Below are 26,002 nucleotides of genomic sequence, written 5' to 3'. Positions count from 1 at the left end.
CCATTGCAACCTGTCTACTGCTTTGGAATTCCCGCCTTATCAATAACATCCGCCCATTTGTTGATGTCGGATGCGAGACGGTCGCCAATCTCCTGAGGCGTGCTCGAGCGCGCTTCCACCCCGAGTTCTGCGAAGCGCTTCTGGATTTCGGGATCTGCAAGAACGTCCACAAGCGCCGCGTTCAACTTGTCAACCACGTCCTGCGGGGTGCCTGCGGGTGCGAAGATCGCATTCCAGGATGTCACGTCGAACTCTGCCACACCCTGTTCCTGTGCGGTCGCGAGATCCGGCAGCAGCTTCGAGCGCGTCGGACCTGAGGACGCAAGCGCCAAGGCCTGACCCTGCTCGAGTGAAGCCTTCAATGCCGTCTGACTGTCGATGATGACATCCAGTTCGCCCCCGAGGAGAGCGACCAGCAGGTCCGGCGTTGCCTTGTAGGGGACAATGGTGAACTCGGCACCGGAGGTGGACATGAACAGTTCGGCTGCCAGGTTCTGGCTGCTGCCGACCGTGATCGTGCCGACATTTAGGGCGCCCGGTTCGGCCTTGGCTGCTTGCAGAACATCACCGAGCGACTTGAACTTGCCGCCCGCCTTGGTCACGAAGACGAAGTCGAAATAGGCAAGGCTTGATACCGGCACGAAATCTTTCACCGGATCGAACTGCAGGCTTTCGAACAGAGGGACGCTGATGGCCGTCCCATTGGAAAGCAGGGCGAGGGTATAGCCGTCCGCAGGAGCATTGAGCGCGGCGCGCGCAGCAACGGATCCGGCTGCTCCCGGCTGGTTCATGATGACGATCTGCTTGCCGAGCTTCTTCCCGAGTGCATCGGCGACGACGCGTGAGGTGATATCGGCGATCCCTCCTGGACCGAACGGCAGCACCAGCGTGATCTCGCGCGTCGGATACTCTTCCTGGGCCCAGCTTGCGGTGGGTGTCGCGGTAGCAAATACCAGTGCCGGCAAGATTGCAGTCAGCAGCGTTCTCCGGAATAACCCTGGCCGGTGTGCCTTGTTGAAAACCATTCTCTTCCTCCTCCAAAATAGCCGCCGTTCAGGCGGCGAACCCGTAAAGTCGTGCCGGATTGTCGACCAGCAGCCTGTGCCTTGCCTCCTCGGTCCTCGCGATGTCCGGGACGAGATCCATGAGATCGGCCTCGTCCACCGGCTCCTTGAGGTTGGGGTGCGGGAAATCCGTTCCCCACAGCGTCCGGTCGGGGCTCGCCTCCACGAGCGCCTGAGCGAAGGGCAGCGCCGCATCGAAAGGGTGGCGGGATATCCTTTCGGACCCGCACACCTTGACCCAGCAGTTCTCCTGCCGAGCCAATTCCAGCAGCGACCGGAAGGCTGGCTGTTCGACGCCGAGCGTCGTGTCGACGCGGCCCATGTGATCGATCACGAACGGCACCGGCAGGCCGCGGATGATGTCTGAGAGTGGCACGATGTCGGCAGCGTCGAGGTGCAGGACCACATGCCACCCACGTCCCTTGATCCGGTCTATCACCCGGTTGAACACGTCCATGTCCGGTGCGCCGCCGAGATGCCTGACGAAGTTGAACCGCACGCCGCGTACACCGCCGTCGTCCAGATCCTGGAGCGCCCGGTCGTCGAAGCTGTCGTCGACGATGGCCACACCGCGATAACGGTCGGGGCGCCACGCGATGGCATCGAGCATGGCGCGGTTGTCGGTTCCGTGGCAGCTGGCCTGCACGATGACGGCGCGTTCCACGCCCAAACGATCGTGCAGCGCTGCAAGCGCTTGCTTGGGCGCGTCTTCCGGGGTGTAGCTGCGGCTCTGTGCGTAGGGGAACGTCGCGGCGGGTCCGAAGACGTGGCAATGGGCATCGCAACTTCCGGTGGGAGGGCTGAAGGTCGGTTTCCGTTTACCCGCGCTGAGGGCAGATGAGGTGGATGTCATCTGTCGATGGTCTCCTTGCTGTTCTGATGTGCTGTCGAAGGAACGGCGAGGCTCCTGAAGCTGGCATAGCTCGCTTCGACGAGCTGGTTCACCGCCGCCTCCCGGTCGTCGCCATCGACCGCACCGTTGGAAAGGCGCGTTACCCGCTCGGGGTTGATGAGCGCGTAGTAGAGGGCGCCAAGCAGGAACTGGCTTCGCCACACCAGCCCCTCTACCGATGCGCCGCCAAGGCACTCGCCAAGTGCGTCGATGAATGTTCGGCTGGTTTCGTCGAAAGCGTCGGCAATGATCGCCTGGGCGTCTGGATTGCCCTCGGCCGAGAGAACCGCGCGCATCCGGGTAAACTCTGCCCCGCCGCCATCGCCATCTGACGACGAGACGAATGCCGGTACGACATAGGCCCTGAGGATCGCCATCAGCCGCTCGTCCGGATTGCTGATCCGCTTTGCCTCGCCGAGAAGTTCGAGGCGCCGTGCGTTCATCGGCAGCGTGTGACGGGCGTAGATCTCGCGCAGGAGATTGGCCTTCGAGCCGAAGTGATAGGTGAGGCTGCCGACGTTGACGCCGGCTGCCTTTGCGATGTCGCGCAACGAGACGGCATTGTATCCGCTGCGGGAAAACAAGGTTGCGGCGTTGCGGAGGAGAGGTTCTTTTGCGCTCGTTCTCATGTCTTGTACACTTGTACAAATTGGATGGGCAGTCAATCAAGAATCGCGGCGCGATGTCATGCCCGGTTCAGCAGGATGGAGGCGGTCTTATCCACAGTGATCCGTGCCGGCGTTAACCATGTCCGGCGGAATTCGTTGCACCGGGACGGATGGCGCCTAAATTGCGGTTAACCGTATGTTAACCATGGACGGATGAAGCCGTTGCCGCACGGAACTGCCATTGCCGATCGCGCATTGCTGATCATCATGATGATGTTCTTTGCGGTGCTGGCGTTGGATATTGCTGTTCCCGCCACAGTCTTGAGTCTGATGGCTCTGCTGAGGTGGGTGGCGACGGTTGAGTTTAATTTCGATCACCCGGGAAGGAGAACCGCATGAAGTGGTTCCTGATTCTGTGGGGTGGACCGGTCCTGCTGCTCGGCAGCTGGTATGGCCTTTCCTACAACGACATGAGTTTCGGCTTCTTCATGCTGACCCGGCAGACCCATGATCTCGTCTTTCAGGTCTACAGCAATGTGCTCGGCATTCCCGCCGAGGATATCCCGCCGCTCGTCATGCGGGCGGTCGCAGTCGACAGCCTGATCGTCTTCGCGATCATTGGCTTCCGTCGCCGCAAGAAGATCGCGGCCTGGTGGCGCCAGCGTCAGGCGGATCAGTCTTCGGAAATTCTTGCCAGGGACGAGAGCCTGTCGAGAGCGCCCTGAAGGATAAAGCTCGCGGCGGCCGAATCGATTCGCTCGGCCCGCTTTGCTCTCGAAACATCCATTTCCAGCAGCGCCCGCTCGGCTGCCACCGTGGAAAGGCGCTCGTCCCAGAAGACGAAGGGCAGGGCGGTCTTGTCGCTCATGGACCGGACGAAGGCTCGCGTCGCCTGAACCCGGGGCCCGGACGAACCGTCCATGTTCACCGGCAGGCCGATGACGAAAGCAGCGACCTTTTCCTTCTCGGCAAACGCGAGCACGATCTCTGCATCCTTGGTGAACTTGATGCGCTTGATGACCGGACGGGGTGAGGCGAAGCGGCGGCCGAGGTCCGACATGGAGATGCCGATCGTCTTCGTGCCGAGGTCGAGCCCGGCAATCGCTTGGCCGGGCTGCAGCGTGGCGGCCAGTTCCTCGATCGTCAGCACTGTCATCCGGTTTATATCCTGTTGTTCAAATTCACCCGCTACGGGTTCCAATCGAAGCCGTGTGGGATATCTCTTTAGGCACTTCCGCGAGCTTTCGCATCATCTAACGAGGAAACCTTCATGAAGATCACCTGGCTCGGCCACTCCGCCTTTCGTATCGAGACGGCGAAGGCGAAAATCCTCATAGATCCGTTCTTCACCGGCAATCCAGGCTTCTCCGGCCTCGACCGTCGCGATGCAGTCGAAGGGGTCACCCACCTGCTTTTGACCCATGGTCACGGCGACCATGTCGGCGACACTGTCCAGATCGCCAGGGAAACGGGTGCAATCGTGCTTGCCAATGCCGATCTTGCTGCCTGGCTCGGCACGAAGGGCGTGGAGAAGCTCGACATGGGCAATACCGGCGGCACCGTCTCCTTCGACGGATTTACCGCCACGTTCACGCAGGCGCAGCATTCTTCCGCGCAGGTGACGGAAGACGGTGTGTCACATGCTCTCGGAAGTGCAAACGGCCTGATGCTGCATATCGATGACGAGCCGTCCTTGCTCCACATGGGCGACACGGACATCTTCACCGACATGGGCCTGATCAACGAATTGCATCAGCCCGATATCGGCCTCGTCCCGATCGGCGATCGCTTCACCATGGGCGGAGCGGTGGCGGCGCTTGCCTGCCAGCGTTTCTTCGATTTCAAGCATACGATTCCCTGCCATTACGGCTCTTTCCCGATCATCGACCAGACGGCGGAAAAGTTCGTGAAGGGCATGGAAGGCACCCGCACACGCGTTGAAGCTCCGGTTCCAGGAACGACACTCAGTTTCTAAGCCTCGGCTTTCCCGTTGCGAACGGCGGACGTGGCGATTATAGCGGTAGGAAATTTCTTGCCCGGAGTTATGCCATGTCCGTCGATCTCGCCACCGTCAAGCGCGTCGCGCGCCTTGCCCGCATCGCTGTCAGCGAAGATGAGGCAGAGCGCATGGTCGGCGAACTGAACGGCATCCTCGGCTTTGTCGAGCAATTGTCGGAGGTTGACGTGAGCGGCGTCGAGCCGATGACGTCCGTGACGCCGTTGGTCATGCGCAAACGCAACGACCAGGTGACCGATGGCGACAAGGTTGACGATATCGTCGCCAATGCGCCCGAGACCGACCGCAATTTCTTCCTCGTGCCGAAGGTCGTCGAATAGCATCCGCTATCGCTGCCGTTCCGACCATTCCAGACACTGCCAGGCGACAAGATATCATGACCGAACTCACCAGCCTCACCATTGCCGAAGCCCGCGAAAAGCTGACGTCCAAGGACATCCAGGCCGTCGAACTGACGCAGGCCTATCTGGACGCTATTTCGGCTGCAAACGAAGCACTGAACGCCTACATCACCGTGACGCCTGAAAAGGCGATTGAGATGGCGAAGGCTTCCGACCAGCGTCTCGCCGCCGGCAAGGGCGGTGCGCTTGAAGGCATTCCGCTCGGCATCAAGGACCTGTTCGCCACGCGCGACGTCCACACCCAGGCCTGCAGCCACATCCTCGACGGCTTCGAGCCGAAATACGAATCGACCGTCACGCAGAACCTCTGGGACGATGGCGCCGTCATGCTCGGCAAGCTGAACATGGACGAATTCGCCATGGGCTCTTCCAATGAAAGCTCGCACTACGGCCCGGTCATCAACCCGTGGCGTGCAGAAGGCTCGAACCAGCAACTCGTCCCGGGTGGTTCTTCGGGTGGATCGGCCGCAGCCGTTGCAGCCCATCTCTGCGCCGGCGCCACCGCAACCGATACTGGCGGCTCAATCCGCCAGCCGGCTGCCTTCACCGGCACCGTCGGCATCAAGCCCACCTATGGCCGCTGCTCACGCTGGGGTACGGTCGCGTTTGCCTCGTCGCTCGACCAGGCCGGCCCGATCGCCCGTGACGTGCGCGATGCCGCGATCATGCTGAAGTCGATGGCAAGCGTCGATGCGAAGGACACAACCTCCGTCGATCTGGCCGTTCCGGACTACGAAGCGTCGCTCGGCCAGTCGGTGAAGGGCATGAAGATCGGCATTCCGGAGGAATACCGCGTCGATGGCATGCCGGAAGAGATCGAAAAGCTTTGGGCTCAGGGCATCGCCTTCCTGAAGGATGCCGGAGCCGAGATCGTCGATATCACGCTGCCGCACACGAAGTACGCGCTGCCGGCCTACTATATCGTCGCCCCGGCGGAAGCGTCCTCCAACCTTGCCCGCTACGACGGCGTTCGCTACGGCTTGCGCGTCGATGGCAAGGACATTATCGACATGTACGAGAAGACCCGTGCAGCCGGTTTCGGCAAGGAGGTCAAGCGCCGCATCATGATCGGCACCTACGTGCTGTCGGCAGGCTATTACGACGCCTATTACCTTCAGGCGCAGAAGGTCCGCACGCTGATCAAGCGCGACTTCGAGCACGTCTTCGATGCAGGCGTCGATGCGATCCTGACGCCGGCGACCCCGTCCTCCGCCTTCGGTGTTGCCGACGAGAACCTCGCCGCCGATCCAGTCGCCATGTACCTGAACGACATCTTCACGGTAACGGTCAACATGGCCGGTCTGCCGGGCATCGCGGTTCCCGCGGGCCTCGACAAGAAGGGGTTGCCACTCGGCCTGCAGCTGATCGGCAAGCCGTTCGAGGAAGAAACCCTGTTCAAGGCCGCTTACGTCATCGAACAGGCTGCCGGCAGGTTTACGCCTGCCAGGTGGTGGTAACCGGTCTCAAAGTTCGGAAAATGACAGTCGCCGACCACATCGTGGTCGGCGAAGCTGGTTTTGCCACCTGGAAATCCAGCGATGCATTCAAGGGCTGAGAGACGGCCCAACTCGTAGGCCGTCCCCGCTACCGTTGCCTTATCGATTATCCTGTTCGGCTCTCACCAGAACCAGGCCGCGTTCGGTGATGCAGTAGGGTTTGCCGCCCTGGGACTTGATCGCCTTCTTTTGCTTGAGCTTGCGGAAGGTCATGAGGTCGAGCCCGGAGAAGACCCACCCCTCACGGGTGAAGAGTTGAAGCTTTTCGATCTTTCTGCCGTTGTCACGGGTGATTTCGATCCTGCCGCCCTGGGCGAGCATGTGGAGAATGCGCTGTTCGGCGCGGGAGATGTCCATAGTCTGATGTCCGGAGATGCGCTCGAAAAATGAGCGTGCAAAAACGTTGCCGGCGCTTGAGGAAGCGTCAGCGGTTCGCTTTCGTCAGGCCATGCGCGCAGTTCTTGCGGGCAGGCCTCTCAGCAGGACTCAGACTGAATGAACATAAAAACTCCAATGTACGGGGAAACCGTAAATCTCCCGGGCCCCGCCCGTCAATCCTCCTGATCTTGGTACGAGTACAGGGGACTTGGCAAAACCCAAGACTCAGTTGCCTATTATGCGCAAACAGGGGCGACCATGGCGACCATTCGCAATGCGCGGGAAGACGAAACCGGAATATTGAGCGAGATCGGGCTGAGGGCATGGGAAAAAGCCATGTCGTCGGTCGGCGACATGGCTGGTATCCGTGAAAATGCCCGTGCCGCCTTCGACAACTTCACCCAATCCTCGTGGTTGACCATCACCGTGGTCGAGCACGGAGGAGCCTTGGCAGGATGGGCAGCGCGCGAAAAGCTCGACGAACTGATCAGCGATTTCTGGATCGACCTGCCGTTTCAGCGCCAGGGTTTGGGTAAGGCGCTTCTCGCAGTAGTCGAATCGGACATTGTCCGGCAGGGCTTCGTCAGTGCCCGGGTCGAGACGCATGCCCTCAACGAGCAGGCTATCGGGTTCTTCGGCAGGAACGGGTATCGCATCAACTGGCTGTCCGCCACCTATTCGCAGAAGCTCGATCGCGAAGTGCAGTCGGTCGGGCTTTCGAAGGAACTTGTCGAGACCTCGCCGGAGACCTATGGGCCGGCTTATTGATAGTCGGTTGCTATGCGAAGCATGGCAGGGAACGTGCCCTGAGGTGCAAAGAGCCAGATCCCCGCAACGAAAGTGACGATTACGACGTGGAGCGAGGCGGTCAGCGCCAGGATGGTCCGGAACGGCTCCTTGCGCGTCTTGTGACGGAGCAGTCGTTGCGCCGTTATTGCTCCAAAGCTGCCGCCGATGAAAGCCAGCATCAGCAGCGTGCTCTCGCGCACACGCCATGCCCCTCCGATCGCCGCCTGCTTGTCCCACCAGTAAATGCAGAACACCACAAGGTTGAGAAGCAGGTAGATCAGAAAAAATGAGGCGAGCTGTGCGAGTTGCATTGCGATAGTCTGGCACGCTGTAGTTAAGTTTATGCCAAGGCCGGCAGCGATGTTTTGTCTCCGGACAGGGGCGTACGCTTGCGCCGTCGTCCCATTTGCTCTACCCACGAAACACTTGAAACTGAGCCTGAACGAGCATCCGATGACCCTTGTCGACGTCCGCACTCCCGACCCGAAACGCTTCATTCCCGGTGCCACCGGTGATTGGGAAGTGATCATCGGCTTGGAGGTCCATGCCCAGGTGCTCTCTAAGTCAAAACTGTTTTCGGGCGCCTCCACCGAGTTCGGCAAGGATCCGAATGCAAACGTGTCGCTGGTCGATGCGGCCATGCCGGGCATGCTGCCGGTCATCAACGAGGAATGCGTCCGGCAGGCCGTGCGCACGGGCCTCGGACTGAAGGCGCAGATCAACAAGCGCTCCGTCTTTGACCGCAAGAACTATTTCTATCCTGACCTGCCGCAGGGCTACCAGATTTCGCAGTTCAAGGATCCGATTGTCGGCGAAGGCACGATCGTCATTTCGCTCGGTCCTGACCGCCAGGGCCAGTTCGAGGATATCGAGATCGGCATCGAACGCCTGCACCTGGAACAGGACGCCGGCAAGTCGATGCACGACCAGCATCCGACCATGTCCTTCGTCGACCTCAACCGCTCCGGCGTCGCGCTGATGGAGATCGTCTCCAAGCCGGACATGCGTTCCTCCGACGAAGCCAAGGCCTACATGACGAAGCTGCGCTCGATCGTGCGCTATCTCGGCACCTGCGACGGAAACATGGACGAGGGCTCGATGCGCGCCGACGTCAACGTGTCCGTTCGCCGTCCCGGCGAAGGTTTCGGCACGCGCTGCGAAATCAAGAACGTCAATTCGATCCGCTTCATGGGGCAGGCCATCGAATACGAAGCCCGCCGCCAGATCGGCATTCTCGAAGACGGCGGCTCGATCGACCAGGAAACCCGCCTGTTTGATCCGGGCAAGGGCGAGACCCGTTCGATGCGCTCCAAGGAAGAGGCGCACGACTACCGCTATTTCCCCGATCCGGACCTGCTGCCGCTCGAGTTCGACGACGCATTCGTCGAGGAGATGGGCCGCGACCTGCCGGAACTGCCGGACGACAAGAAGGAGCGCTTCGTGCGCGAACTTGGCCTGTCGATCTACGACGCGTCGGTGCTCGTGTCGGAAAAGGCGATTGCCGATTATTTCGAGGCGGTGGCTGCTGGTCGCGACGGCAAGATGGCTGCGAACTGGGTTATCAACGACTTGCTGGGCGCCTTGAACAGAACCGGCAAAGATATTGAAGAGACTCCGGTTTCTGCCGCTCAGCTGGGTGCGATCATCGATCTCATCAAGGCGGAGACCATTTCCGGCAAGATCGCCAAGGACCTGTTCGAGATCGTTCTCACCGAAGGCGGCGATCCGGCGGAAATCGTCGAAAGCCGCGGCATGAAGCAGGTGACTGACACGGGCGCGATCGAAGCGGCCGTCGACGAGATCATCGCCGCCAACCCGGACCAGGTCGCCAAGGCGCAGGCGAAGCCCGCGCTCGCCGGCTGGTTCGTCGGGCAGGTGATGAAGTCCACCGGCGGAAAGGCCAACCCGCAGGCGGTGCAGGCGCTGGTAAAGGCCAAGCTGGGCATCGAGGAATAGGCCATGGTCTATTTCGTCCGCACTGCAAGCGAGCGCGACATCGATCAGTTGCATGCGCTTCTGGTCGAGACGTTCCATGCAAGCTACGACCCCTTCTACGGCGCTCAGGCCGTCGAGAAGATGCTGAAGGCGTGGAATTCGCCTTCAGCCATCCAGGCAAGGGTCATCAAGCGCGGCGCGGAATTCCTGGTTGCAGACAGCGGCAAGGCTATCGGCGGCATGGGCTATGCCGCCACCTATCCGAAAATGGAAAAGACGGTGATGCTTCACCAGCTCTACGTCCGTCCGTCCTGCCAGGGCGAGGGGATCGGACGCGACATTTTCGGCGAGATCGAGACGTGTTTTCCCGACTCTGAGATCATGCGGGTCGAGGTGGCGCTCCAGAACAGTCGTGCGATCTCCTTCTACAGCCGGCTCGGCTTCACGGAGGTTGATCGCATGGAGGAATTCGGCGGCCCTGCCTCCGGCCTGCCGGCGGTGGTGATGGAAAAGCCGCTGCCGCGGTAATTGGAGACGATACATGGTGGAAGATCTGCTGATCCGTCGAGCACGGGAAGAGGACCTCCCGGCATTGATTGCGCTCTTTTCCGCCGACGATGTCGGGGGCCACGGCGACACCACCGATCCTGCCGCGTTCGACGATTATCTTCGCGCCTTTAACATGATCGAGGCCTCCGCCAACGAACAGCTTTTTGCCGCCGAACTGGCCGGCGAGGTTGTCGGCACCTTCCAGATCATGTTCAGCCGCACGCTCACCGGCCGGGGCGGCCTGGTCATGGTTATCGAAGCTGTGCAGACACGCGACGATATGCGAGGCAAGGGCATCGGCGCCACGATGGTCAATTATGCCATTGCGGAAGCCGCTCGGCGCGATTGCCGGCTTGTGCAGCTCGCGTCGAACATGGCGCGGACGGATGCACATCGTTTCTATGAGCGCCTCGGTTTTGCCAAGAGCCATGTCGGCTTCAAGATGCGACTTAAATGACCACGGGTACGCACTGGAATCGCTGGACATCATGGCCGACAGGTTGCATAAGCTGTCGAACGGTCGCAGATCATATTGCCCCTAGCGTTTGCCATAGCTGACGAAGAACACATGAAAAATCTCCTGCTGCAGATATTCACCTGGTGGAATGGCCAGACCCTCGGCACCCGGTTCTTTACCTGGCGCTTCGGCAAGAAGGTCGGCGAGGACGAATTGGGCAACATCTACTACGAGGGCTCCATGAGCTCCTACGGGTTGCCGCGCCGTTGGGTGGTCTTCAAAGGCTACGCGGACGCTTCGGCGATCCCGCCGGGCTGGCACGGCTGGATGCATCACCGCACCGACGTTGCGCCCTCGCAGGAAGACTACAAGCCGCGCGAGTGGGAAAAGCTGCACCAGCCTAACCTGACGGGCACGGCTGGCGCATATCGGCCGAAGGGTTCGCTGGCTGCATCGGGTGAGCGCGCCCGCGTTACCGGCGATTATGACGCCTGGACACCGGGTAGCTAAGCACCTGTTTTGGCCACATTCGGCTTCTAGGCGATAGATGCGCTGGATGGCGTATCTGGAGCTTCCCCGGACCGGACGCAGAATGGGATCATCGATGAAATTCTCCCGCAAGCTGACCATAGGTGTGGCTTTTGCGACGGTGTCGGTTCTGACGGCTGGCGCAGTGTCTGCAGCGCGCATTTCAAACCCTGTTGCGGTCTTCGCCGGCATCGACAAGATCACCGGTCGCATCACCACATTCGATGTCTATATCGACGAGACGGTGCAATACGGCGCCCTGCAGGTAACGCCGAAGGTCTGCTATTCCCGCGACGATACCGAAGTGCAGATGATCGACGGCTTCGTCGAGGTGGAAGAGATCACGCTGGACCGCAAGATCAGGCGGATATTCACGGGCTGGATGTTTGCGGCGAGCCCCGGCCTCAATGCGGTGGAACACCCGATCTACGATATCTGGTTGACCGGCTGCAAGCTGAAGTCCGACGTGCCGGCGCCCGAGACAACAAACTGATCCGCTAGAACTGCAGGTGCGGAGCCTCGACGGCGTCCTTCAGCATCTCCAGATAGTCTTCCCTCGCAATATCGACCGCACCGAATGTCTTGAGATGCTCGGTGGTGAACTGGGTATCGAGAAGCGTGAAACCATCCGCCCTTAGTCGCTCCACGAGATGGACGAGGCAGATCTTCGAGGCGTCGGTCCTGCGCGAGAACATGCTCTCGCCGAAGAAGGCGGAGCCCAGCGATACGCCATAGAGTCCACCCACAAGCTCCTCGTCCTCGAACGCCTCGACGCTGTGGGCGTGCCCCATCTTGTGCAGTTCGGAATAGAGATGCCGGATCGTGCCGTTGATCCAGGTGCTGGGACGGTCGCCCGTGGCTTCGGCGCAGTGCTCGATAACCGAATCGAACGCCGTATCGAAACGGATGCTGAAGGGGCTTTTTCGTATGGCCTTGGCGAGGCTCTTGGAAACGTGAAATTCGTCCAGCGGCAGGATGCCGCGAACCTCGGGCTCGACCCAGAAGATTTCGGGATCGTCGGCGGAGTCCGCCATCGGAAAAAGGCCGATCGAATAGGCGCGCAGCAGAATGTCCGGTGTAATCGCCGGGTAATATCTGCCGCGTCGCCCGATCATGCGTCTCCTAGTGTGGCTTGTCGCCCGCCAGATAGTTTTCCAGCCAATGGATGTCGTAGTCGCCATTCGCGATGTCCTGGTTGGAAACCAGATCCTGGAACAGCGGCAACGTTGTCTTGACACCGTCCACGACGAATTCGTCGAGAACACGGCGAAGGCGCATCATGCATTCGACGCGGGTGCGTCCATGCACGATCAGCTTGCCGATCAGACTGTCGTAGTAGGGTGGGATCTTGTAACCCGCATAGACACCCGAATCGACACGGACGCCAAGACCGCCAGGCGCATGGAAGTGCGTGATGGTGCCCGGCGAGGGGACGAAGGTGCGGGCATCTTCCGCATTGATGCGGCATTCGATCGCGTGACCCGAGAAGGTGATCTCTTCCTGCGTGACCGAGAGGCCGCCACCGGAAGCGACACGGATCTGCTCGTGGACGAGGTCGATGTTCGTGATGGCCTCGGTGATCGGATGCTCCACCTGCAGACGGGTGTTCATTTCGATGAAATAGAACTCGCCGTTCTCGTAGAGGAACTCGACCGTGCCGGCGCCCCGGTACTTCATCTTCTTCATCGCGTCGGCGCAGATCTGACCGATGTTCATACGCTGCTCGACATTGAGGGCAGGGGAGTTGGCCTCTTCCCAGACCTTCTGGTGGCGGCGCTGCAGCGAGCAGTCACGTTCGCCCAGATGAATGGCGTTGCCCTCACCGTCACCCACGACCTGCACCTCGATATGGCGTGGCTTGCCGAGGTACTTTTCCATGTAGACGGCGCCGTTGCCGAAAGCGGCGAGCGCTTCGGTGCGGGCAGTGTCGAAGGCTTCATCGAGGTCGGCCTCGGTCTTGGCGACCTTCATGCCGCGTCCGCCGCCGCCGGCGGTGGCCTTGATCAGCACCGGGAAGCCGATCTCGCGAGCGGTCTCCAGGACGTTCTCCGCGGTCACTTCACCGACGGAACCAGGAACGACCGGAATGCCGAGTTCGACAGCCGTCTGCTTGGCGGTGATCTTGTCGCCCATCAAGCGGATATGCTCGGCGGTCGGCCCGATGAAGGTGATGCCGTGCGCCTCGAGAATATCGGCGAACTTGGCATTTTCCGACAGGAAGCCGTAGCCCGGATGCACGGCGTCGGCGCCGGTAATCTCGCAGGCGGCGACGATCTGGTGGATGTTCAGGTAGCTATCGCGGGACGGCGGTGGGCCAATGCACACACTTTCGTCCGCAAGGCGCACATGCATGGCGTCCGCGTCGGCCGTCGAATGAACGGCTACGGTGGCGATGCCAAGCTCCTTGCAGGCACGCAGCACGCGAAGGGCAATTTCTCCGCGATTGGCAATGAGGATTTTCGAGATCATGGGTCGTCCTATTCGATGACGACGAGCGGCTCGCCGTATTCGACGGGTTGCGAGTCGTTGACCAGAATCTCTGTGACCTTGCCGGACCGGGGTGCCGGGATCTGGTTCATGGTCTTCATCGCTTCGATGATAAGGAGGGTCTGCCCTTCCTTCACCGTTGCGCCGACTTCAATGAACGACCGCGAGCCCGGAGCCGGGGAAAGATAGACCGTGCCGACCATCGGTGCGGTAACCGCATTGGCGTTGTCGCGGGCAGCAGGGGCTGCTGCCGGTGCTGCGGCCAAAGCCGCAGGAGCCGCCATCGGTGCGCCGACCATCGGGGCCTGAACGTAATGCGTAGTGGATGCGCGCGAAATGCGGATGCGCAGGTCATCCTGCTCCACTTCGATCTCGGTGAGGTCGGTGTCGTTCAGGATGTTCGCGAGATCGCGGATCAATCCCTTGTCGATACCGTTCTTATTCTCAGACATGGCAAACCCTATTGTTCTGTTTATCTTGTCAGTCAGTGATGCTTTTCAAGGCGTATAGCGCCAGAATGTAGCTCGTTGGCCCAAAGCCGCAGATGACGCCCTTGCAGGCAGGCGCGATCTTCGAATGATGCCGGAATTCTTCCCGGGCATGCACATTCGAAATATGGACTTCGATGACAGGAACAGAGATGGCGCGGATCGCATCATGAAGTGCCACGGAGGTGTGGGTGTAGGCGCCGGCGTTTATCGCCACGCCAACTGCCTTTTCGCTCGCCTCGTGCAGCCAGTCGACAAGCACGCCTTCATGATTGCTTTGGCGGAAATCTATGGTCAGCCCATAGTCGTCCCCGGCCTTTCGGCAATCGCTTTCGATGTCCTGCAGCGTATTGCCACCGTAGATACCGGGCTCGCGCTTGCCCAGCATGTTGAGATTGGGACCGTTAAGGACGAAGACCGTCTTGCTCATCTTTTCCAATGTTCCATCAAAAGTCAGGGCCACCTATAGACCTCCCGACTAGCGAGGAAAAGCCCCCGGCCGTTGAAACGCTGGGCTTTCCCCGGTCGGAGTGACAGAAGAACGAACGGATCAGCAGGTGCCTTTGCCGCAGGCGCGGACGTTTGCCACCTTCTCTTCGATGGCAGCCTGCCCGACGGCGCCGAACAGCGCCTCATTGCCAACGACATAGGTGGGGGTTCCGGTTATGCCGAGGTTGGTTGCCAGCTCATATGCTTCGCGAACGAGCTTGTCGTTCGGGTTGGCTTCCATGGATTTTTTGATGTCCGCCTCGCTGATACCAAGCGATGTGGCGACGTCTATCGCGCTCTCCTCTGTCGCCATGCCGGTGCTGGAGAGCAGGGTGCGGTGGAACTCCTTGTACTTCTCGGGCGCAACCAGCCGGACCGCATTGGAAACCCGGTGGGCATCAAGCGAATCCTGCCCGAGAATGGGGAATTCCTTCAGCACGAAGCGCACGTTGGAGTCCTTCTCGACGATCGTCTCCATGTCTGCCAGGGCGCGTTTGCAATAGCCGCAATTGTAGTCGAAGAACTCGACGATCGTCACGTCGCCGTCCGGATTTCCAAGCGTGACGTCATTTTTCGAAGAGAAGATGGCGTCGTGGTTCGCGGTGACGGCCTGGCTCGCCTGAGCAACTCGCTGCGACTGCTGTTTCGCTTCGAGCGCGGCCTGGACTTCGACCATGACTTCCGGGTTCTCGACCAGGTACTCGCGGATGAATTCGCCCATCTCTTTTTTCTGCTGATCATCGAGCGCCGCCGCCGGCGTCAGCCAGAGAGCCGGGATCAGCATGGATGCTAGGGCAAGGGTTTTGGAACGGGCAGGCATGAGGAAACCTCGTTGATCAGTGCTTATACAACGCGTCTAGCGTCTGTTTACGGCGAACCTATGCCAGTGGCACGACGATAGGAACTTCAAACTTGCAGTCTGGCTCCGTCCGGACTTCACATCTGCGTTGCTGTAGCAGGCACGGAAGACATAGGTTCAGACAAGAAAATGGCCGCGGGTTGCGCGGCCATTTCCTGTCAATTTCGTTCAGATCAGAAGAATCCGCGACGCTGCCACCAACCGGCCTTCTTCGGCTTTGGCGGTTCACCGTCGGTGGGTTCTTCCTGCGGGCGATCCGAGCTCTTCACGACTGGATCGGAGGCGCTGATGTTCGAGGCCCGGTTGGCGCGGGCAGGCTTCGCCTCATCCTCGGCTGGTACGGGCTCCGCTACGACGGGCTGTTCAACCAAGGCCACGTCAACCTTCAGCGCGACCGCTTCTTCGGAGACAGTCTCCGCAATTGCGACAACGTCCGCCGGAATGGCTTCGACCGATGGATCGGCAACGACGGCGGCCTTCTTCCTGCTTCTGCGCGGCTTGGCAGCCGGCGGAGCTGCGGCCACGGGCTCGTCGCTCTGTACGGCTTCGGTCGCTGCGGCTTCCACCGGCAGTTCAACGGCAGGCTCTTCCGCCGCGGAGACGGCCGCTTCACCGTCCTCTTGCGAACCCTCGGTTGCCTGGGTCTCGCCTTCGGCAGTACCGTTCAGGGCCTCGTCTTCCGGCCGGTTGCGACGACCACCGCGCTTGCCACGACGGCGGCGCTTGCGGCTTCCGCTTTCATCCGTCTCGGAAGCGGATACAGAGGCTTCGCGGCCTTCAGCATCCGTGTCGTCTTCATCCTCGTCTTCGTCACCTTCGGCTGCACCGGCATCGTCGCCGGACGCGGCGTCCGTACCTTCCTGCCGATCGCCGTTCTTGTTGCGGCGGCGGCGGCGGCGCTTGCGCTTGCGTCCGCCTTGTTCGTCGCCCTGTGCAGCTGCATTTGCCGGCTGCGAAGGCTTGGCCTCGACGACGTCCTCTTCGTCGAGTTCGTCCTCTTCGATGATGATGTCGTCATCCTCGTCTTCGATCGGAAGTGCCGCGAACTGCATCAGGCTTTCGATCTTGATCGGATTTTCGACAGGCTCGCCACGATCGATCGCGAAGTGGCTGGAACCGATGCCGTCATCCGATTCGATGAAGATCGAAACGCCGAAGCGATTTTCGTAATCCACCACAGTGTGGCGCTTCTGGTTCAGAAGATAGAGCGCAATATCCGGAGTGGTGCGGATGGTGACGTCATGCGTCGTGTTCTTCAGAAGGTATTCTTCGACACCGCGGAGAACGTGCAGCGCGACCGACGATTGCGAGCGGACGTGGCCCGTGCCGCCGCAATGGGTGCAGATCTGCGTGGTCGACTCGAGAACGGATGCACGAATGCGCTGGCGCGACATTTCGAGCAGGCCGAAATGCGAGATGCGGCCGACCTGAATGCGGGCGCGGTCGTTCTTCAGGCAATCCTTGAGCCTCTTCTCGACAGCGCGGTTGTTGCGCTTTTCTTCCATGTCGATGAAGTCGATGACGATAAGGCCGGCAAGGTCTCGCAGACGCAACTGACGCGCCACTTCCTCAGCGGCTTCCAGGTTCGTCTGAAGTGCGGTCTCTTCGATCGAGTGCTCGCGCGTCGAGCGGCCGGAGTTGACGTCGATCGCCACCAGAGCTTCCGTCTGGTTCATGATCAGGTAGCCACCGGACTTCAGCGTCACCTGCGGCTGCAGCATGCGGTCGAGCTGCGCCTCGATACCGGAGCGCGAAAAGATCGGATGAAGGTCGCGATACGGCTGAACCACCTTGGCGTGGCTCGGCATCAGCATCTTCATGAAGTCTTTTGCTTCACGATAGCCTTCTTCACCGGAGACGATGATCTCCGAGATATCCTTGTTGTAGAGGTCGCGGATCGAGCGCTTGATGAGGCTGCCTTCCTCGTAGACGAGGCAGGGCGCAGTAGAGTTGAGGGTCAGCGTGCGAACGTTTTCCCAAAGGCGCATCAGGTATTCGAAGTCACGCTTGACTTCGACGCGGGTGCGGTTGGCACCGGCTGTGCGAAGGATCACGCCCATGCCCTGCGGCACTTCGAGTTCCTTGGCGATTTCCTTCAGGCGCTTGCGGTCCTGCAGCTGCGTGATCTTGCGCGAGATGCCACCGCCACGTGCCGTGTTCGGCATGAGCACGGAGTAGCGCCCGGCGAGCGAGAGATACGTGGTGAGAGCGGCACCCTTGTTGCCGCGTTCTTCCTTGGCAACCTGTACGAGGAGGATCTGCCGGCGCTTGATGACTTCCTGGATACGGTACTGCTTGCGCGGCCTGCGCTGGACGCGATCCGGAACCTCCTCCATGGCGTCTTCGGCGCCAACGGATTCGATCTCTTCCTTCTCGTGGTTGTCATCGTCGTCATCATCGTCGTCGTCGTTCTTGCCACGACGGCCGCGGACGTCTTCCGAAATCGAATCGGTCTCCACCATGGCGGCCATTTCGCCAGGCGTGCTCTTGTCGTCTTCGCCTTCCGCTGCGTCGGAGACAGAGGCTTCCACCTCTTCCACCTTCTTGCGCGCACGGCTGCGGCGGGGCTTTGCCTTCGGCTTTTCTGCCTCGACGGCTTCAACCGCCACCGGGCTCGCTTCTGCATCAGCCTCAGTGGTTGCTGTCTCCGCGGACACCGGGGCAGGCTGGTCGTTGATGACGGGCTGTTCCGCTTCAGCGAGATCGGCAACCGAATCGGCCGCTTCGGCGTCGGCGATCATCTTCTGATCTTCGGCCTCGGCCTGCATCAGCGCCTGCCGGTCGGCGAGCGGGATCTGATAGTAGTCGGGATGGATTTCCGCAAAGGCGAGGAAGCCGTGACGGTTACCACCGTAATCGACAAACGCAGCCTGAAGCGAGGGCTCTACCCTCGTTACCTTGGCCAGGTAAATGTTGCCCCGGATCTGCTTCTTGTGTTGGGACTCGAAATCGAATTCTTCGATACGGTTGCCGCGAACAACGACTACCCGCGTCTCCTCTTCGTGAGACGCGTCGATAAGCATTTTGTCTGCCATGTAAACTCTGCTCCTCGGCGCAGCCGAGCAGGTGCAAAAAAGCCTGCCGCGGGGACAGGCCGTTCATGCAAGATGGTGATTGCGCCGGAAAAAAATATTCCCGTGGGACGGCATTGCGGCGACGACCGGACGGCTGACGGGGCATTTAGCTCCTTCAGGGTATCCAGGTTCTGAAACACTTGCCGCGACATGAAAGTCCAAACGAGAATGACGATGTCTTAGGCCTCGTGGGCCCGGTGGAGTTGCTCCGTGTGAGCGTGGGTGGCAAGCCACCCGGTATTGGTCCGGCCCTGCCGGCTGAGATCGAGTATCAGGAGTAGAGTGTACAGACGGCGGATGAACTGCCCGGTTTTGGCGCCAGGTCCCTAAGGCTGGCCGGCCCACCGGAAGACTATCCCGTCAACACTCTAGTCCTCATGCGCCTTGTATGGTTTCTGTGACATAATAGCAAGGGAAAAGCCTGTGTCGCCATATTGTAGATAAGATTGAGAGGCTATTGGAAGTCGTTGATTCGTAAAGCGCCGATGCGCAAAATCGGGCCGGATGCAAGCATTTGGCGGGACGTGGCAGGCGCCTCGGGCGGAAGTTGGGGAAGATGGCAGCATGAAGAAGGCGATCGCGCATGCGGCGCGGGGGAGGCGGTTGTGCAAACGAATCATGCGGGCGGCACTCTGTTCGCTGACCGTTTCAGCTTTGCTGGTTCCTGCCTCCGTTCATGCCGCTCCCGATAAGCCTCTCCTCGCGTTCGCGGCCCGGATTGCCGGCGATGAGGCCAGGACCCGGATCGTGATCGATTTCGAGGACAAGCCCGAATTTGCAATTCACTATGTGACGGCGCCGGAGCGGGTTGTGATCGATCTGCCTGCCACGGCCTTTGGATTTGCAGCGGAGGATCTGAAAGCGCGGGGCCTCTTCAGCGATATCCGTTTCGGAGCCATGGACGACACCAGTGCGCGGATCGTCCTCACCGCCAAGCGACCGGTCCGACTGGGCCTAGCTGAAGTGCAGGAGGGCGAGAATGGCGAATTCCGCCTTGTGCTCGATGCCGAGATGGCGACACCGGAGCTCTTTGCCAATCTGGTGCGTGAGCAACGGTGGGGCGACGAGCAGGAGAATGCGACGGACGAGCCTGTTGTTGCGGCGGACGAAAACGTCTTCACCGTGGCCCTCGATGCCGGTCATGGCGGCATCGACACCGGTGCGATTGGTACCGCGACGAAAACACCCGAAAAATCCATCACGCTGTCGTTCGCTCGGGCACTGGCAGAGCAACTGAACAAGCAGCCGGGCACCAGAGCCATTCTGACCCGCGACACCGACAAGTTCCTCTCGCTGTCGGAACGGGTGACGCTGGCCCGTCAGGCGAAGGCCGACCTGTTCATCTCGCTGCACGCCGATACGCTGAGCCAGAAGGACATTCGCGGAGCTACCGTCTATACGTTGTCCGATCGCGCCTCCGACCGGATGGCGGAGAATCTCGCCGCTCGTGAAAACCTGTCCGACCAGTTGGCAGGCTTCAGCCTCAAGGACGAGCCGCCGGAAGTGGCCGACATCCTGCTCGACCTGACACGTCGAGAAACTCAGGCATTTTCGATCGCGCTTGCCGGGAACGTGCTCAACTCCTTCGAAGGGCAGGTCGGGCTGATCAACAATGCCCATCGCCATGCCGGGTTCCAGGTCCTGAAAGCGCCGGATATTCCGTCCGTCCTTCTGGAACTGGGCTTTCTTTCCAATCCCGAGGACGAAAAGCTTCTTCTCGACGAGACCTGGCGGGCAAAGGTCAACGGTCTTCTCGTGGACGCGGTCAGCCGTTACAAGGATCGCGCCGTAGCCAACGGCGGGTGATGTGCCATTGGTGGCGCGCTTGCAACACGCTGCGCATTCCTGTGCCCCGCTTCGGGAAGTCTCATCGCAGAGCCCTATTTTCCTCACATTCAAGCAGTTAGTCGCATTGATGTGATGCGGTGAATCGGCCTCTGGATCTTTGCCGGCTTGCGCTACGGTAGCCGCCGTGCAAAAGCCCGACAATCATGCGATGGTGTGCGCCAGCACCGAATGAAAGCCGAACGGTAGCTTCGATATGATCAGACTTATTGGGTATTTCTTTGGTTTGGGGTGCGTCCTCTTTCTGGCCGTAGCCGTCGTCGTCGCGGTTTATCTCGCGGGCGTCTCCAGGGATCTGCCGGATTACGAGGTGTTGAGCGCCTATGAGCCGCCGGTCGCAACGCGCGTACATGCGGGCAATGGCGCGTTGATGGCGGAGTACGCGCGCGAGCGGCGCCTGTTCTTGCCGATCCAGGCGGTTCCCGATCGCGTCAAGGCCGCTTTCCTTTCTGCGGAAGACAAGAATTTCTACAACCATCCTGGCATCGACCCTGCCGGTCTGGCCCGCGCCGTCCTGAACAATTTCCAGAACCTCGGCTCCGGCCGTCGGCCGGAAGGTGCGTCCACCATCACGCAGCAGGTCGCCAAGAACTTCCTGCTCAGCAACGACCAGACGATCGACCGCAAGGTCAAGGAAGCGATCCTGTCGTTCCGTATCGAGCAGACCTACTCGAAGGACAAGATCCTCGAACTTTATCTCAACGAGATTTTCTTCGGTCTCAACTCCTACGGTATCGCTGGCGCGGCGCTGACCTATTTCGACAAGTCCGTCACCGAACTGACGATTGCCGAGACCGCCTACCTTGCCGCCTTGCCGAAGGGGCCGAACAACTATCACCCCTACCGCCGGGAAGCGGCAGCGGTCGAGCGCCGGAACTGGGTCATCGATCGGATGGCGGAAAACGGCTACATCGCGCAGGTCGATGCGGACGAAGCCAAGCAGCAGCCGCTGGGCGTGAAGCCGCGCCGTGGCGGAACCCATCTGTTCGCCTCGGATTTCTTCGCGGAGGAAGTCCGTCGACAGATCATTGGACAGTATAGCGACGACGCTCTCTACGAGGGCGGCTTGTCGGTGCGGACTTCTCTTGATCCGGACCTGCAGATATTGGCGCGCAAGGCTCTTCACAAAGGGCTCGTGGATTATGATGAACGTCGCGGCTTCCATGGCCCGGTGAAGCAGATCGGTATTGGCGGCGACTGGGGTCCTGAACTGGCGAAGCTGCCTGCATTGCGGGATGTGCCCGAGTGGAAACTCGCCGTCGTGACGGCGGTTTCTTCCGGCGAAGTCGATATTGGCCTGCAGCCATCCACGGATGCGGCCGGCAAGGTCGCCGAGGCTCGCGAGCGAGGCACGATCACCGCCGAAAACATGAAGTGGGCCTATCGTGACGCGAAGGGCGAACGGAAGACGGCAAAGTCGCCGGAAGGCGTTCTGGCGTCCGGCGACGTGATCTTCGTCCAGCCCATTGCCGGTGCCGAGGGAAGCTACCGTCTGCGTCAGCCGCCGAAGGTGCAGGGTGGCCTCGTCGCCATGGATCCGAATACCGGGCGTGTTCTCGCCATGGTTGGCGGCTTCTCCTATGCCCAGTCGGAATTCAATCGTGCCACGCAGGCGATGCGCCAGCCGGGCTCCTCCTTCAAGCCCTTCGTTTACGCCGCCGCACTCGACAACGGCTATACGCCCGCGTCGGTTATCCTCGATGCGCCTATCGAGATGGTCTCCGGCGGACAGGTATGGCGTCCGGAAAACTACGGCGGCGGTTCGGCCGGTCCGCAGACGCTCCGCCTCGGCATCGAGAAATCGCGTAACCAGATGACTGTCCGGCTTGCGCAGGACATGAGCATGGAACTCGTCGCGGAATATGCGGAACGGTTCGGCATTTACGACAAGATGCTGCCGGTTCTCGCCATGTCGCTCGGTTCGGGCGAGACGACCGTCTTGCGCATGGTTTCCGCTTACGCCGTGCTCGCCAACGGCGGCAAGCAGATCAAGCCGACGGTGATCGACCGCATTCAGGACCGCTACGGGAAGACCATTTTCCGCCACGAGGAACGCACCTGTGACGGCTGCAACGCGACCAGCTGGGCAAACCAGGAAGAGCCTATTCTCGTCGACAATCGCGAGCAGGTCCTCGACCCGATGACGTCCTACCAGATCACATCCATGATGGAGGGCGTGGTCCGTCGTGGCACCGCTGCCGGCAAGATCAAGATCGACGATCGCCCGGTCGCCGGCAAGACCGGCACCACCAACGACGAAAAGGATGCCTGGTTCGTCGGCTACACGCCGAACCTCGTTGCCGGCGTCTACATCGGTTTCGACACTCCGGCGCCGCTCGGTCGCGGTGGAACTGGTAGCTCGCTTGCGGCTCCGGTCTTTGCCGACTTCATGGAACCGGCTGTCAAGCGGATGCTTCCCGAGAAATTCCATGTTCCGGAAGGCATGCAGTTCATCCCGGTCAATCGCACGACGGGCATGATGGCTTTCGAAGGTGAGCCGGACACGATCGTGGAGGCCTTCAAGCCCGGAACCGGCCCGGCCGACGTCTTCTCCGTTATCGGCGATACCGAGTATCTGCCGCCGGACCAGATTCTCGAAACGTCGCCGCAGGCTCAGCAGGCGATCACCTCCGGCGCCTCCGGCCTTTTCTAGGTTTCGGTCTTGCCACCTTGCGCCGGCGCGGCCTTTACATCCGCGGCCGGCACAACTATGTCCACCCCGTCTTCCAATTCAGAACGAAAGCAAGAACGTAGCCATGCGGGCTGAAATCATCAGTGTAGTCGACGAAATCAAGCAGGCCATAAGCCTGCTGAGGAGGCATCTTTGACTGGGATCAGGCGGTAAGACGACTGGACTGGTTGAACAACAAGGCAGAGGATCCGAACCTCTGGAACGATGCGACCGAAGCCCAGAAGCTGATGCGCGAGCGTCAGCAGCTCGATGACAGCATCTCGGCGGTCAAATCCTTCGAACAGCAGGTCAACGACAATATCGAGTTGATCGAAATGGGCGAGGAAGAGGGCGACGCCGACATCGTCAAGGATGCCGAAGAGGCACTGAAAGTGCTGAAGACCGAGGCCAACCGCCGACAGGTCGAGGCGATGCTCTCCGGGGAAGCGGACGCCAACGACACCTATGTCGAGGTGCATTCCGGCGCAGGCGGCACGGAGAGCCAGGACTGGGCGAACATGCTGTTGCGCATGTACACGCGCTGGGCCGAGCGCCAGGGCTACAAGGTCGAAATTCTCGAAGTCCACGATGGCGACGAAGCCGGCATCAAGTCGGCGACCATTCTCGTCAAGGGCCACAATGCCTATGGCTGGATGAAGACTGAATCCGGCGTTCACCGGCTCGTCCGCATCTCGCCTTACGATTCGAATGCGCGTCGTCACACCTCGTTCTCATCGATCTGGGTCTATCCGGTGGTCGACGACTCGATTCAGATCGACGTCAACGAAAGCGACTGCCGTATCGACACCTACCGCTCGTCGGGCGCCGGCGGACAGCACGTCAACACGACCGACTCGGCCGTGCGTATCACGCATATTCCCACCGGTATCGCCGTAGCCTGCCAGCAGGAGCGTTCGCAGCACAAGAACCGCGCCAAGGCGTGGGAGATGCTGCGTTCGCGCTTGTACGAAGCGGAGCTCAAGAAGCGTGAAGAGGCCGCCAATGCCGAGGCGGCGTCCAAGACCGATATCGGCTGGGGCCACCAGATCCGTTCCTACGTGCTGCAGCCCTATCAGTTGGTGAAGGACCTGCGCACGGGTGTGGAAAGCACCGCTCCCGACGACGTGCTGAACGGTGATCTCAACGAGTTCATGGAAGCAGCGCTGGCACACCGCATCAGCGGCTCGGATGCGGCTGTCGCCGACCTGGACTGATCACGGCACGATCACAGATAGAGAAAAAGGGCGGCCCGCGAGCTGCCCTTTTTCTTGTTGTGCCTAGTTGTTGAATTGCTCGGCAAGGATACGGTCCGACCAGGAATGATCGGGATCCGACAGGATCCGCGCGGTCATGTCCTCCGACTGCTCGATCTGGATATGAAGCACCGACTTGACCTCCATGTTGTCGGCAACCGCATTCACCGGGCGCTTGTCGGCCTCCAGGATGTCGATGTCGACGCGCACGCCGTTCGGCAGCAGTGCGCCGCGCCAACGCCGCGGACGGAAAGCGCTGACCGGCGTCATGGCCAGAAGCGGGGCCTCGAGTGGCAGGATAGGGCCGTGGGCGGAGAGATTATAGGCCGTCGATCCGGCTGGGGTGGCGATCATCAAGCCGTCGCAGATGAGCTCTTCCAGGCGCACCTTGCCGTCGATCTCGACCTTCAGCTTGGCGGCCTGGTAGGACTGCCTGAACAGGTAGACCTCATTGATGGCAAGCGCGGTGGAGCTTGTGCCATCTGTGTTCGTGGTCTTCATCTGCAGGGGACGAAGGACGTTCTCCACGGCAGCATCGATACGCTCATGCAGTCCGGTCGTCTGATAATCGTTCATCAGAAAGCCGACAGACCCGCGGTTCATCCCGTAGATGGCCTGGCCTGAGTTGATGGTGCCGTGCAGCGTATGAAGCATGAAGCCGTCGCCGCCGAGCGCAACGATCACGTCGGCCTCGTCCATGGGCGCGTTGCCGTAGATGCGAATCAGTTCTTCCCGGGCAGCCATGGCCTCCGGTGCGGAGGAAGCGCTGAAGGAAAGGCTTTTTTTCGGCGTAGCCATGAATAGCCCTCGTAATGACGGCCATACCTAGCGGAGAAAATCCATGCACGACAAGGCCGATGCACCCGCAAATCGTACGACTTCGAATTATGAATGATGATGTTGATGGTGCCGAACCGGTGTTTTTTACTTTACAGAAAATCAGAATCTGCTAACTCGACGGCTAATGGATGCCCTTGTAGCTCAGTTGGTAGAGCACCTGATTTGTAATCAGGGGGTCACGAGTTCGAACCTTGTCGGGGGCACCATTGAAATTCAACGAAAAAACCCGCCTTTGTCCGGCGGGTTTTTTTATGCGTGGTAGCACACTGGTAGCAGCGCGGCGCCCTGGTAGCGGGGTCACTTCGCCCCACGGCTAATTTTCGATAGCAACGGCGTGTCCGGAATCGGCTTTAGTTGAGTTCCAAAAAGGAACCCGGCGCAGATGCCGAGGAGGATAGCGCCAGCCACCCACAGCGTGCCGGACATCCGCAAGCCTTTTTCTGTGGATTGCGGCGCGAAGTACATCAGCAAGAAGCCGACCGCCATGATGGCGGATCCGAACGCGGAATAGACGGTTCCGGTCCACGCGTCCGGGGTCCCGTGGTAGACCCACACCAGCCGGAAGATTCCAGACCACACCGCACCGGCGGACATCAGCCAGGCGCCGTAAACGCCGAGGTGGGACCACCTGGCGCCATCGGCTTCGAAGTTGCTGCGATGACCTAAGACAACAACCCCGTAAGCGGGACGCGCGTAGTAGGCGAATGTGAGGCCGCCGAAGGCAAGCAACATGAAGCCGACGATGGTGGTCATGACTGGACCGGGGACAATTGCCCCCGTCAGCCAATACGCCGCCACGGCCGCGATAGAGACGAGCAAAAGCCTGTTGGTAAGCAATTTATCCACTTTCATGCCCTCGGACCATTAGCATGGCTCCCGCCA

The 26,002-nt window shown here is 60.5% G+C and carries 28 protein-coding genes and 1 tRNA gene; 15 read left to right on the top strand and 14 right to left on the bottom strand.

Annotation, left to right across the window (positions count from 1 at the left end; translation table 11 throughout):
- Window positions 1-14 precede the first annotated feature (14 nt).
- From LH464_RS04635 to LH464_RS04625, 3 genes are read right to left on the bottom strand one after another with little or no spacing between them, the layout of a single operon-like run.
- Window positions 15-1,025: a Bug family tripartite tricarboxylate transporter substrate binding protein gene (locus LH464_RS04635; protein WP_226785200.1), complete on the bottom strand. Its 1,011-nt coding sequence runs from the start codon at window positions 1,023-1,025 to the stop codon at window positions 15-17.
- Between the two features lie 28 nt (window positions 1,026-1,053).
- Window positions 1,054-1,917 (bottom strand): amidohydrolase family protein, encoded by an 864-nt coding sequence (locus LH464_RS04630; RefSeq protein WP_226785199.1) that lies wholly within the window; start codon window positions 1,915-1,917, stop codon window positions 1,054-1,056.
- The gene (locus tag LH464_RS04625; protein ID WP_226785198.1) at window positions 1,914-2,585 is read right to left on the bottom strand and encodes a TetR/AcrR family transcriptional regulator; all 672 of its coding nucleotides are present in this window, start codon (window positions 2,583-2,585) and stop codon (window positions 1,914-1,916) included. Before LH464_RS04625 ends, LH464_RS04630 begins: the two co-directional genes overlap by 4 nt.
- Window positions 2,586-2,786: 201 nt before the next feature.
- On the opposite strand from LH464_RS04625, the gene LH464_RS04620 reads away from it, so the two are divergent.
- Together LH464_RS04620 and LH464_RS04615 are read left to right on the top strand one after the other, a co-directional pair.
- A complete protein-coding gene (locus LH464_RS04620) occupies window positions 2,787-2,963 on the top strand; it encodes a hypothetical protein (protein ID WP_390624924.1) in 177 nt (58 codons plus the stop codon).
- Window positions 2,960-3,289 (top strand): DUF6105 family protein, encoded by a 330-nt coding sequence (locus tag LH464_RS04615; RefSeq protein ID WP_226785196.1) that lies wholly within the window; start codon window positions 2,960-2,962, stop codon window positions 3,287-3,289. Before LH464_RS04620 ends, LH464_RS04615 begins: the two co-directional genes overlap by 4 nt.
- On the opposite strand, the gene ruvX is transcribed toward LH464_RS04615, so the two are convergent.
- On the bottom strand, window positions 3,238-3,720 hold the full coding sequence (gene ruvX / locus LH464_RS04610; protein WP_226785195.1) for a Holliday junction resolvase RuvX: 483 nt from the start codon (window positions 3,718-3,720) through the stop codon (window positions 3,238-3,240). The two genes, LH464_RS04615 and ruvX, sit on opposite strands and share 52 nt — an antisense overlap.
- 114 nt (window positions 3,721-3,834) lie before the next feature.
- On the opposite strand from ruvX, the gene LH464_RS04605 reads away from it, so the two are divergent.
- The 3 genes from LH464_RS04605 to gatA all read left to right on the top strand — a co-directional run bounded on the left by LH464_RS04605 (window position 3,835) and on the right by gatA (window position 6,439).
- On the top strand, window positions 3,835-4,539 hold the full coding sequence (locus LH464_RS04605) for a metal-dependent hydrolase (protein WP_226785194.1): 705 nt from the start codon (window positions 3,835-3,837) through the stop codon (window positions 4,537-4,539).
- 74 nt (window positions 4,540-4,613) lie between these two features.
- The gene (gene gatC, locus LH464_RS04600) at window positions 4,614-4,901 is read left to right on the top strand and encodes an Asp-tRNA(Asn)/Glu-tRNA(Gln) amidotransferase subunit GatC (protein WP_226785193.1); all 288 of its coding nucleotides are present in this window, start codon (window positions 4,614-4,616) and stop codon (window positions 4,899-4,901) included.
- 56 nt (window positions 4,902-4,957) lie between these two features.
- On the top strand, window positions 4,958-6,439 hold the full coding sequence (gene gatA / locus LH464_RS04595) for an Asp-tRNA(Asn)/Glu-tRNA(Gln) amidotransferase subunit GatA (protein WP_226785192.1): 1,482 nt from the start codon (window positions 4,958-4,960) through the stop codon (window positions 6,437-6,439).
- Window positions 6,440-6,577: 138 nt separating this feature from the next.
- Here the strand turns inward: gatA and LH464_RS04590 are convergent, their stop codons facing one another.
- Entirely contained in the window at window positions 6,578-6,835 is a 258-nt protein-coding gene (locus tag LH464_RS04590) for a YjhX family toxin (protein ID WP_226785191.1), read from the bottom strand.
- A gap of 279 nt (window positions 6,836-7,114) precedes the next feature.
- Between LH464_RS04590 and LH464_RS04585 the strand changes: the two genes are divergently transcribed.
- Window positions 7,115-7,624 carry a GNAT family N-acetyltransferase gene (locus LH464_RS04585; protein ID WP_226785190.1) on the top strand — a complete coding sequence of 170 codons (510 nt, stop codon included), beginning with the start codon at window positions 7,115-7,117 and terminating at the stop codon, window positions 7,622-7,624.
- On the opposite strand, the gene LH464_RS04580 is transcribed toward LH464_RS04585, so the two are convergent.
- Window positions 7,618-7,956 carry a DUF1294 domain-containing protein gene (locus LH464_RS04580; protein ID WP_226785189.1) on the bottom strand — a complete coding sequence of 113 codons (339 nt, stop codon included), beginning with the start codon at window positions 7,954-7,956 and terminating at the stop codon, window positions 7,618-7,620. The genes LH464_RS04585 and LH464_RS04580 overlap by 7 nt on opposite strands.
- 142 nt (window positions 7,957-8,098) lie before the next feature.
- Between LH464_RS04580 and gatB the strand changes: the two genes are divergently transcribed.
- The 5 genes from gatB (at window position 8,099) to LH464_RS04555 (ending at window position 11,607) form a co-directional block, all read left to right on the top strand.
- A complete protein-coding gene (gene gatB, locus LH464_RS04575) occupies window positions 8,099-9,601 on the top strand; it encodes an Asp-tRNA(Asn)/Glu-tRNA(Gln) amidotransferase subunit GatB (protein ID WP_226785188.1) in 1,503 nt (500 codons plus the stop codon).
- Window positions 9,602-9,604: 3 nt separating this feature from the next.
- Window positions 9,605-10,108 carry a GNAT family N-acetyltransferase gene (locus LH464_RS04570; RefSeq protein WP_226785187.1) on the top strand — a complete coding sequence of 168 codons (504 nt, stop codon included), beginning with the start codon at window positions 9,605-9,607 and terminating at the stop codon, window positions 10,106-10,108.
- Between the two features lie 13 nt (window positions 10,109-10,121).
- The gene (locus tag LH464_RS04565; RefSeq protein ID WP_226785186.1) at window positions 10,122-10,586 is read left to right on the top strand and encodes a GNAT family N-acetyltransferase; all 465 of its coding nucleotides are present in this window, start codon (window positions 10,122-10,124) and stop codon (window positions 10,584-10,586) included.
- 111 nt (window positions 10,587-10,697) lie between these two features.
- Window positions 10,698-11,096, top strand: coding sequence for an NADH:ubiquinone oxidoreductase subunit NDUFA12 (locus LH464_RS04560; RefSeq protein ID WP_226785185.1), 399 nt, complete (start codon window positions 10,698-10,700; stop codon window positions 11,094-11,096).
- Between the two features lie 94 nt (window positions 11,097-11,190).
- A complete protein-coding gene (locus LH464_RS04555) occupies window positions 11,191-11,607 on the top strand; it encodes a DUF2155 domain-containing protein (protein WP_226785184.1) in 417 nt (138 codons plus the stop codon).
- Between the two features lie 4 nt (window positions 11,608-11,611).
- On the opposite strand, the gene aat is transcribed toward LH464_RS04555, so the two are convergent.
- From aat to LH464_RS04525, 6 genes are all read right to left on the bottom strand, one after another.
- Window positions 11,612-12,229: a leucyl/phenylalanyl-tRNA--protein transferase gene (gene aat, locus LH464_RS04550; RefSeq protein WP_226785183.1), complete on the bottom strand. Its 618-nt coding sequence runs from the start codon at window positions 12,227-12,229 to the stop codon at window positions 11,612-11,614.
- A gap of 7 nt (window positions 12,230-12,236) precedes the next feature.
- Complete coding sequence (gene accC / locus LH464_RS04545) at window positions 12,237-13,583, bottom strand: acetyl-CoA carboxylase biotin carboxylase subunit (protein WP_226785182.1); 1,347 nt, start codon at window positions 13,581-13,583, stop codon at window positions 12,237-12,239.
- 8 nt (window positions 13,584-13,591) lie between these two features.
- Window positions 13,592-14,053 (bottom strand): acetyl-CoA carboxylase biotin carboxyl carrier protein, encoded by a 462-nt coding sequence (gene accB / locus LH464_RS04540; RefSeq protein WP_226785181.1) that lies wholly within the window; start codon window positions 14,051-14,053, stop codon window positions 13,592-13,594.
- Window positions 14,054-14,081: 28 nt separating this feature from the next.
- Window positions 14,082-14,519, bottom strand: coding sequence for a type II 3-dehydroquinate dehydratase (aroQ, locus tag LH464_RS04535; protein WP_226785354.1), 438 nt, complete (start codon window positions 14,517-14,519; stop codon window positions 14,082-14,084).
- A 120-nt stretch (window positions 14,520-14,639) separates the two neighbouring features.
- Window positions 14,640-15,398, bottom strand: coding sequence for a DsbA family protein (locus tag LH464_RS04530; protein ID WP_226785180.1), 759 nt, complete (start codon window positions 15,396-15,398; stop codon window positions 14,640-14,642).
- Window positions 15,399-15,610: 212 nt separating this feature from the next.
- Window positions 15,611-18,472, bottom strand: coding sequence for an Rne/Rng family ribonuclease (locus LH464_RS04525; protein WP_226785179.1), 2,862 nt, complete (start codon window positions 18,470-18,472; stop codon window positions 15,611-15,613).
- A gap of 603 nt (window positions 18,473-19,075) precedes the next feature.
- On the opposite strand from LH464_RS04525, the gene LH464_RS04520 reads away from it, so the two are divergent.
- From LH464_RS04520 to prfB, 3 genes are all read left to right on the top strand, one after another.
- Window positions 19,076-20,317 carry an N-acetylmuramoyl-L-alanine amidase gene (locus LH464_RS04520; protein ID WP_390624919.1) on the top strand — a complete coding sequence of 414 codons (1,242 nt, stop codon included), beginning with the start codon at window positions 19,076-19,078 and terminating at the stop codon, window positions 20,315-20,317.
- A 235-nt stretch (window positions 20,318-20,552) separates the two neighbouring features.
- Complete coding sequence (locus tag LH464_RS04515) at window positions 20,553-23,009, top strand: penicillin-binding protein 1A (protein WP_226785178.1); 2,457 nt, start codon at window positions 20,553-20,555, stop codon at window positions 23,007-23,009.
- A 103-nt stretch (window positions 23,010-23,112) separates the two neighbouring features.
- Window positions 23,113-24,241, top strand: a protein-coding gene (gene prfB, locus LH464_RS04510) for a peptide chain release factor 2 (RefSeq protein ID WP_226785177.1) whose coding sequence is annotated in 2 segments (ribosomal slippage) — window positions 23,113-23,181 and window positions 23,183-24,241 — 1,128 coding nt in all. Because the reading frame shifts where the segments join, the coding sequence is not laid out codon by codon here.
- Window positions 24,242-24,304: 63 nt separating this feature from the next.
- Here the strand turns inward: prfB and LH464_RS04505 are convergent.
- Window positions 24,305-25,078 carry an NAD kinase gene (locus LH464_RS04505; protein ID WP_226785176.1) on the bottom strand — a complete coding sequence of 258 codons (774 nt, stop codon included), beginning with the start codon at window positions 25,076-25,078 and terminating at the stop codon, window positions 24,305-24,307.
- A 172-nt stretch (window positions 25,079-25,250) separates the two neighbouring features.
- On the opposite strand from LH464_RS04505, the gene LH464_RS04500 reads away from it, so the two are divergent.
- A tRNA-Thr gene (locus tag LH464_RS04500) sits at window positions 25,251-25,326 on the top strand.
- A 91-nt stretch (window positions 25,327-25,417) separates the two neighbouring features.
- Here the strand turns inward: LH464_RS04500 and LH464_RS04495 are convergent.
- Window positions 25,418-25,972 carry a hypothetical protein gene (locus tag LH464_RS04495; RefSeq protein WP_226785175.1) on the bottom strand — a complete coding sequence of 185 codons (555 nt, stop codon included), beginning with the start codon at window positions 25,970-25,972 and terminating at the stop codon, window positions 25,418-25,420.
- Window positions 25,973-26,002: the final 30 nt, after the last annotated feature.

Origin of the sequence: Pseudorhizobium xiangyangii (genome assembly GCF_020531965.1) — a bacterium.
Classification (GTDB): Bacteria; Pseudomonadota; Alphaproteobacteria; order Rhizobiales; family Rhizobiaceae; genus Neorhizobium; species Neorhizobium xiangyangii.
This window is presented reverse-complemented; position numbering and strand designations above follow the sequence as displayed.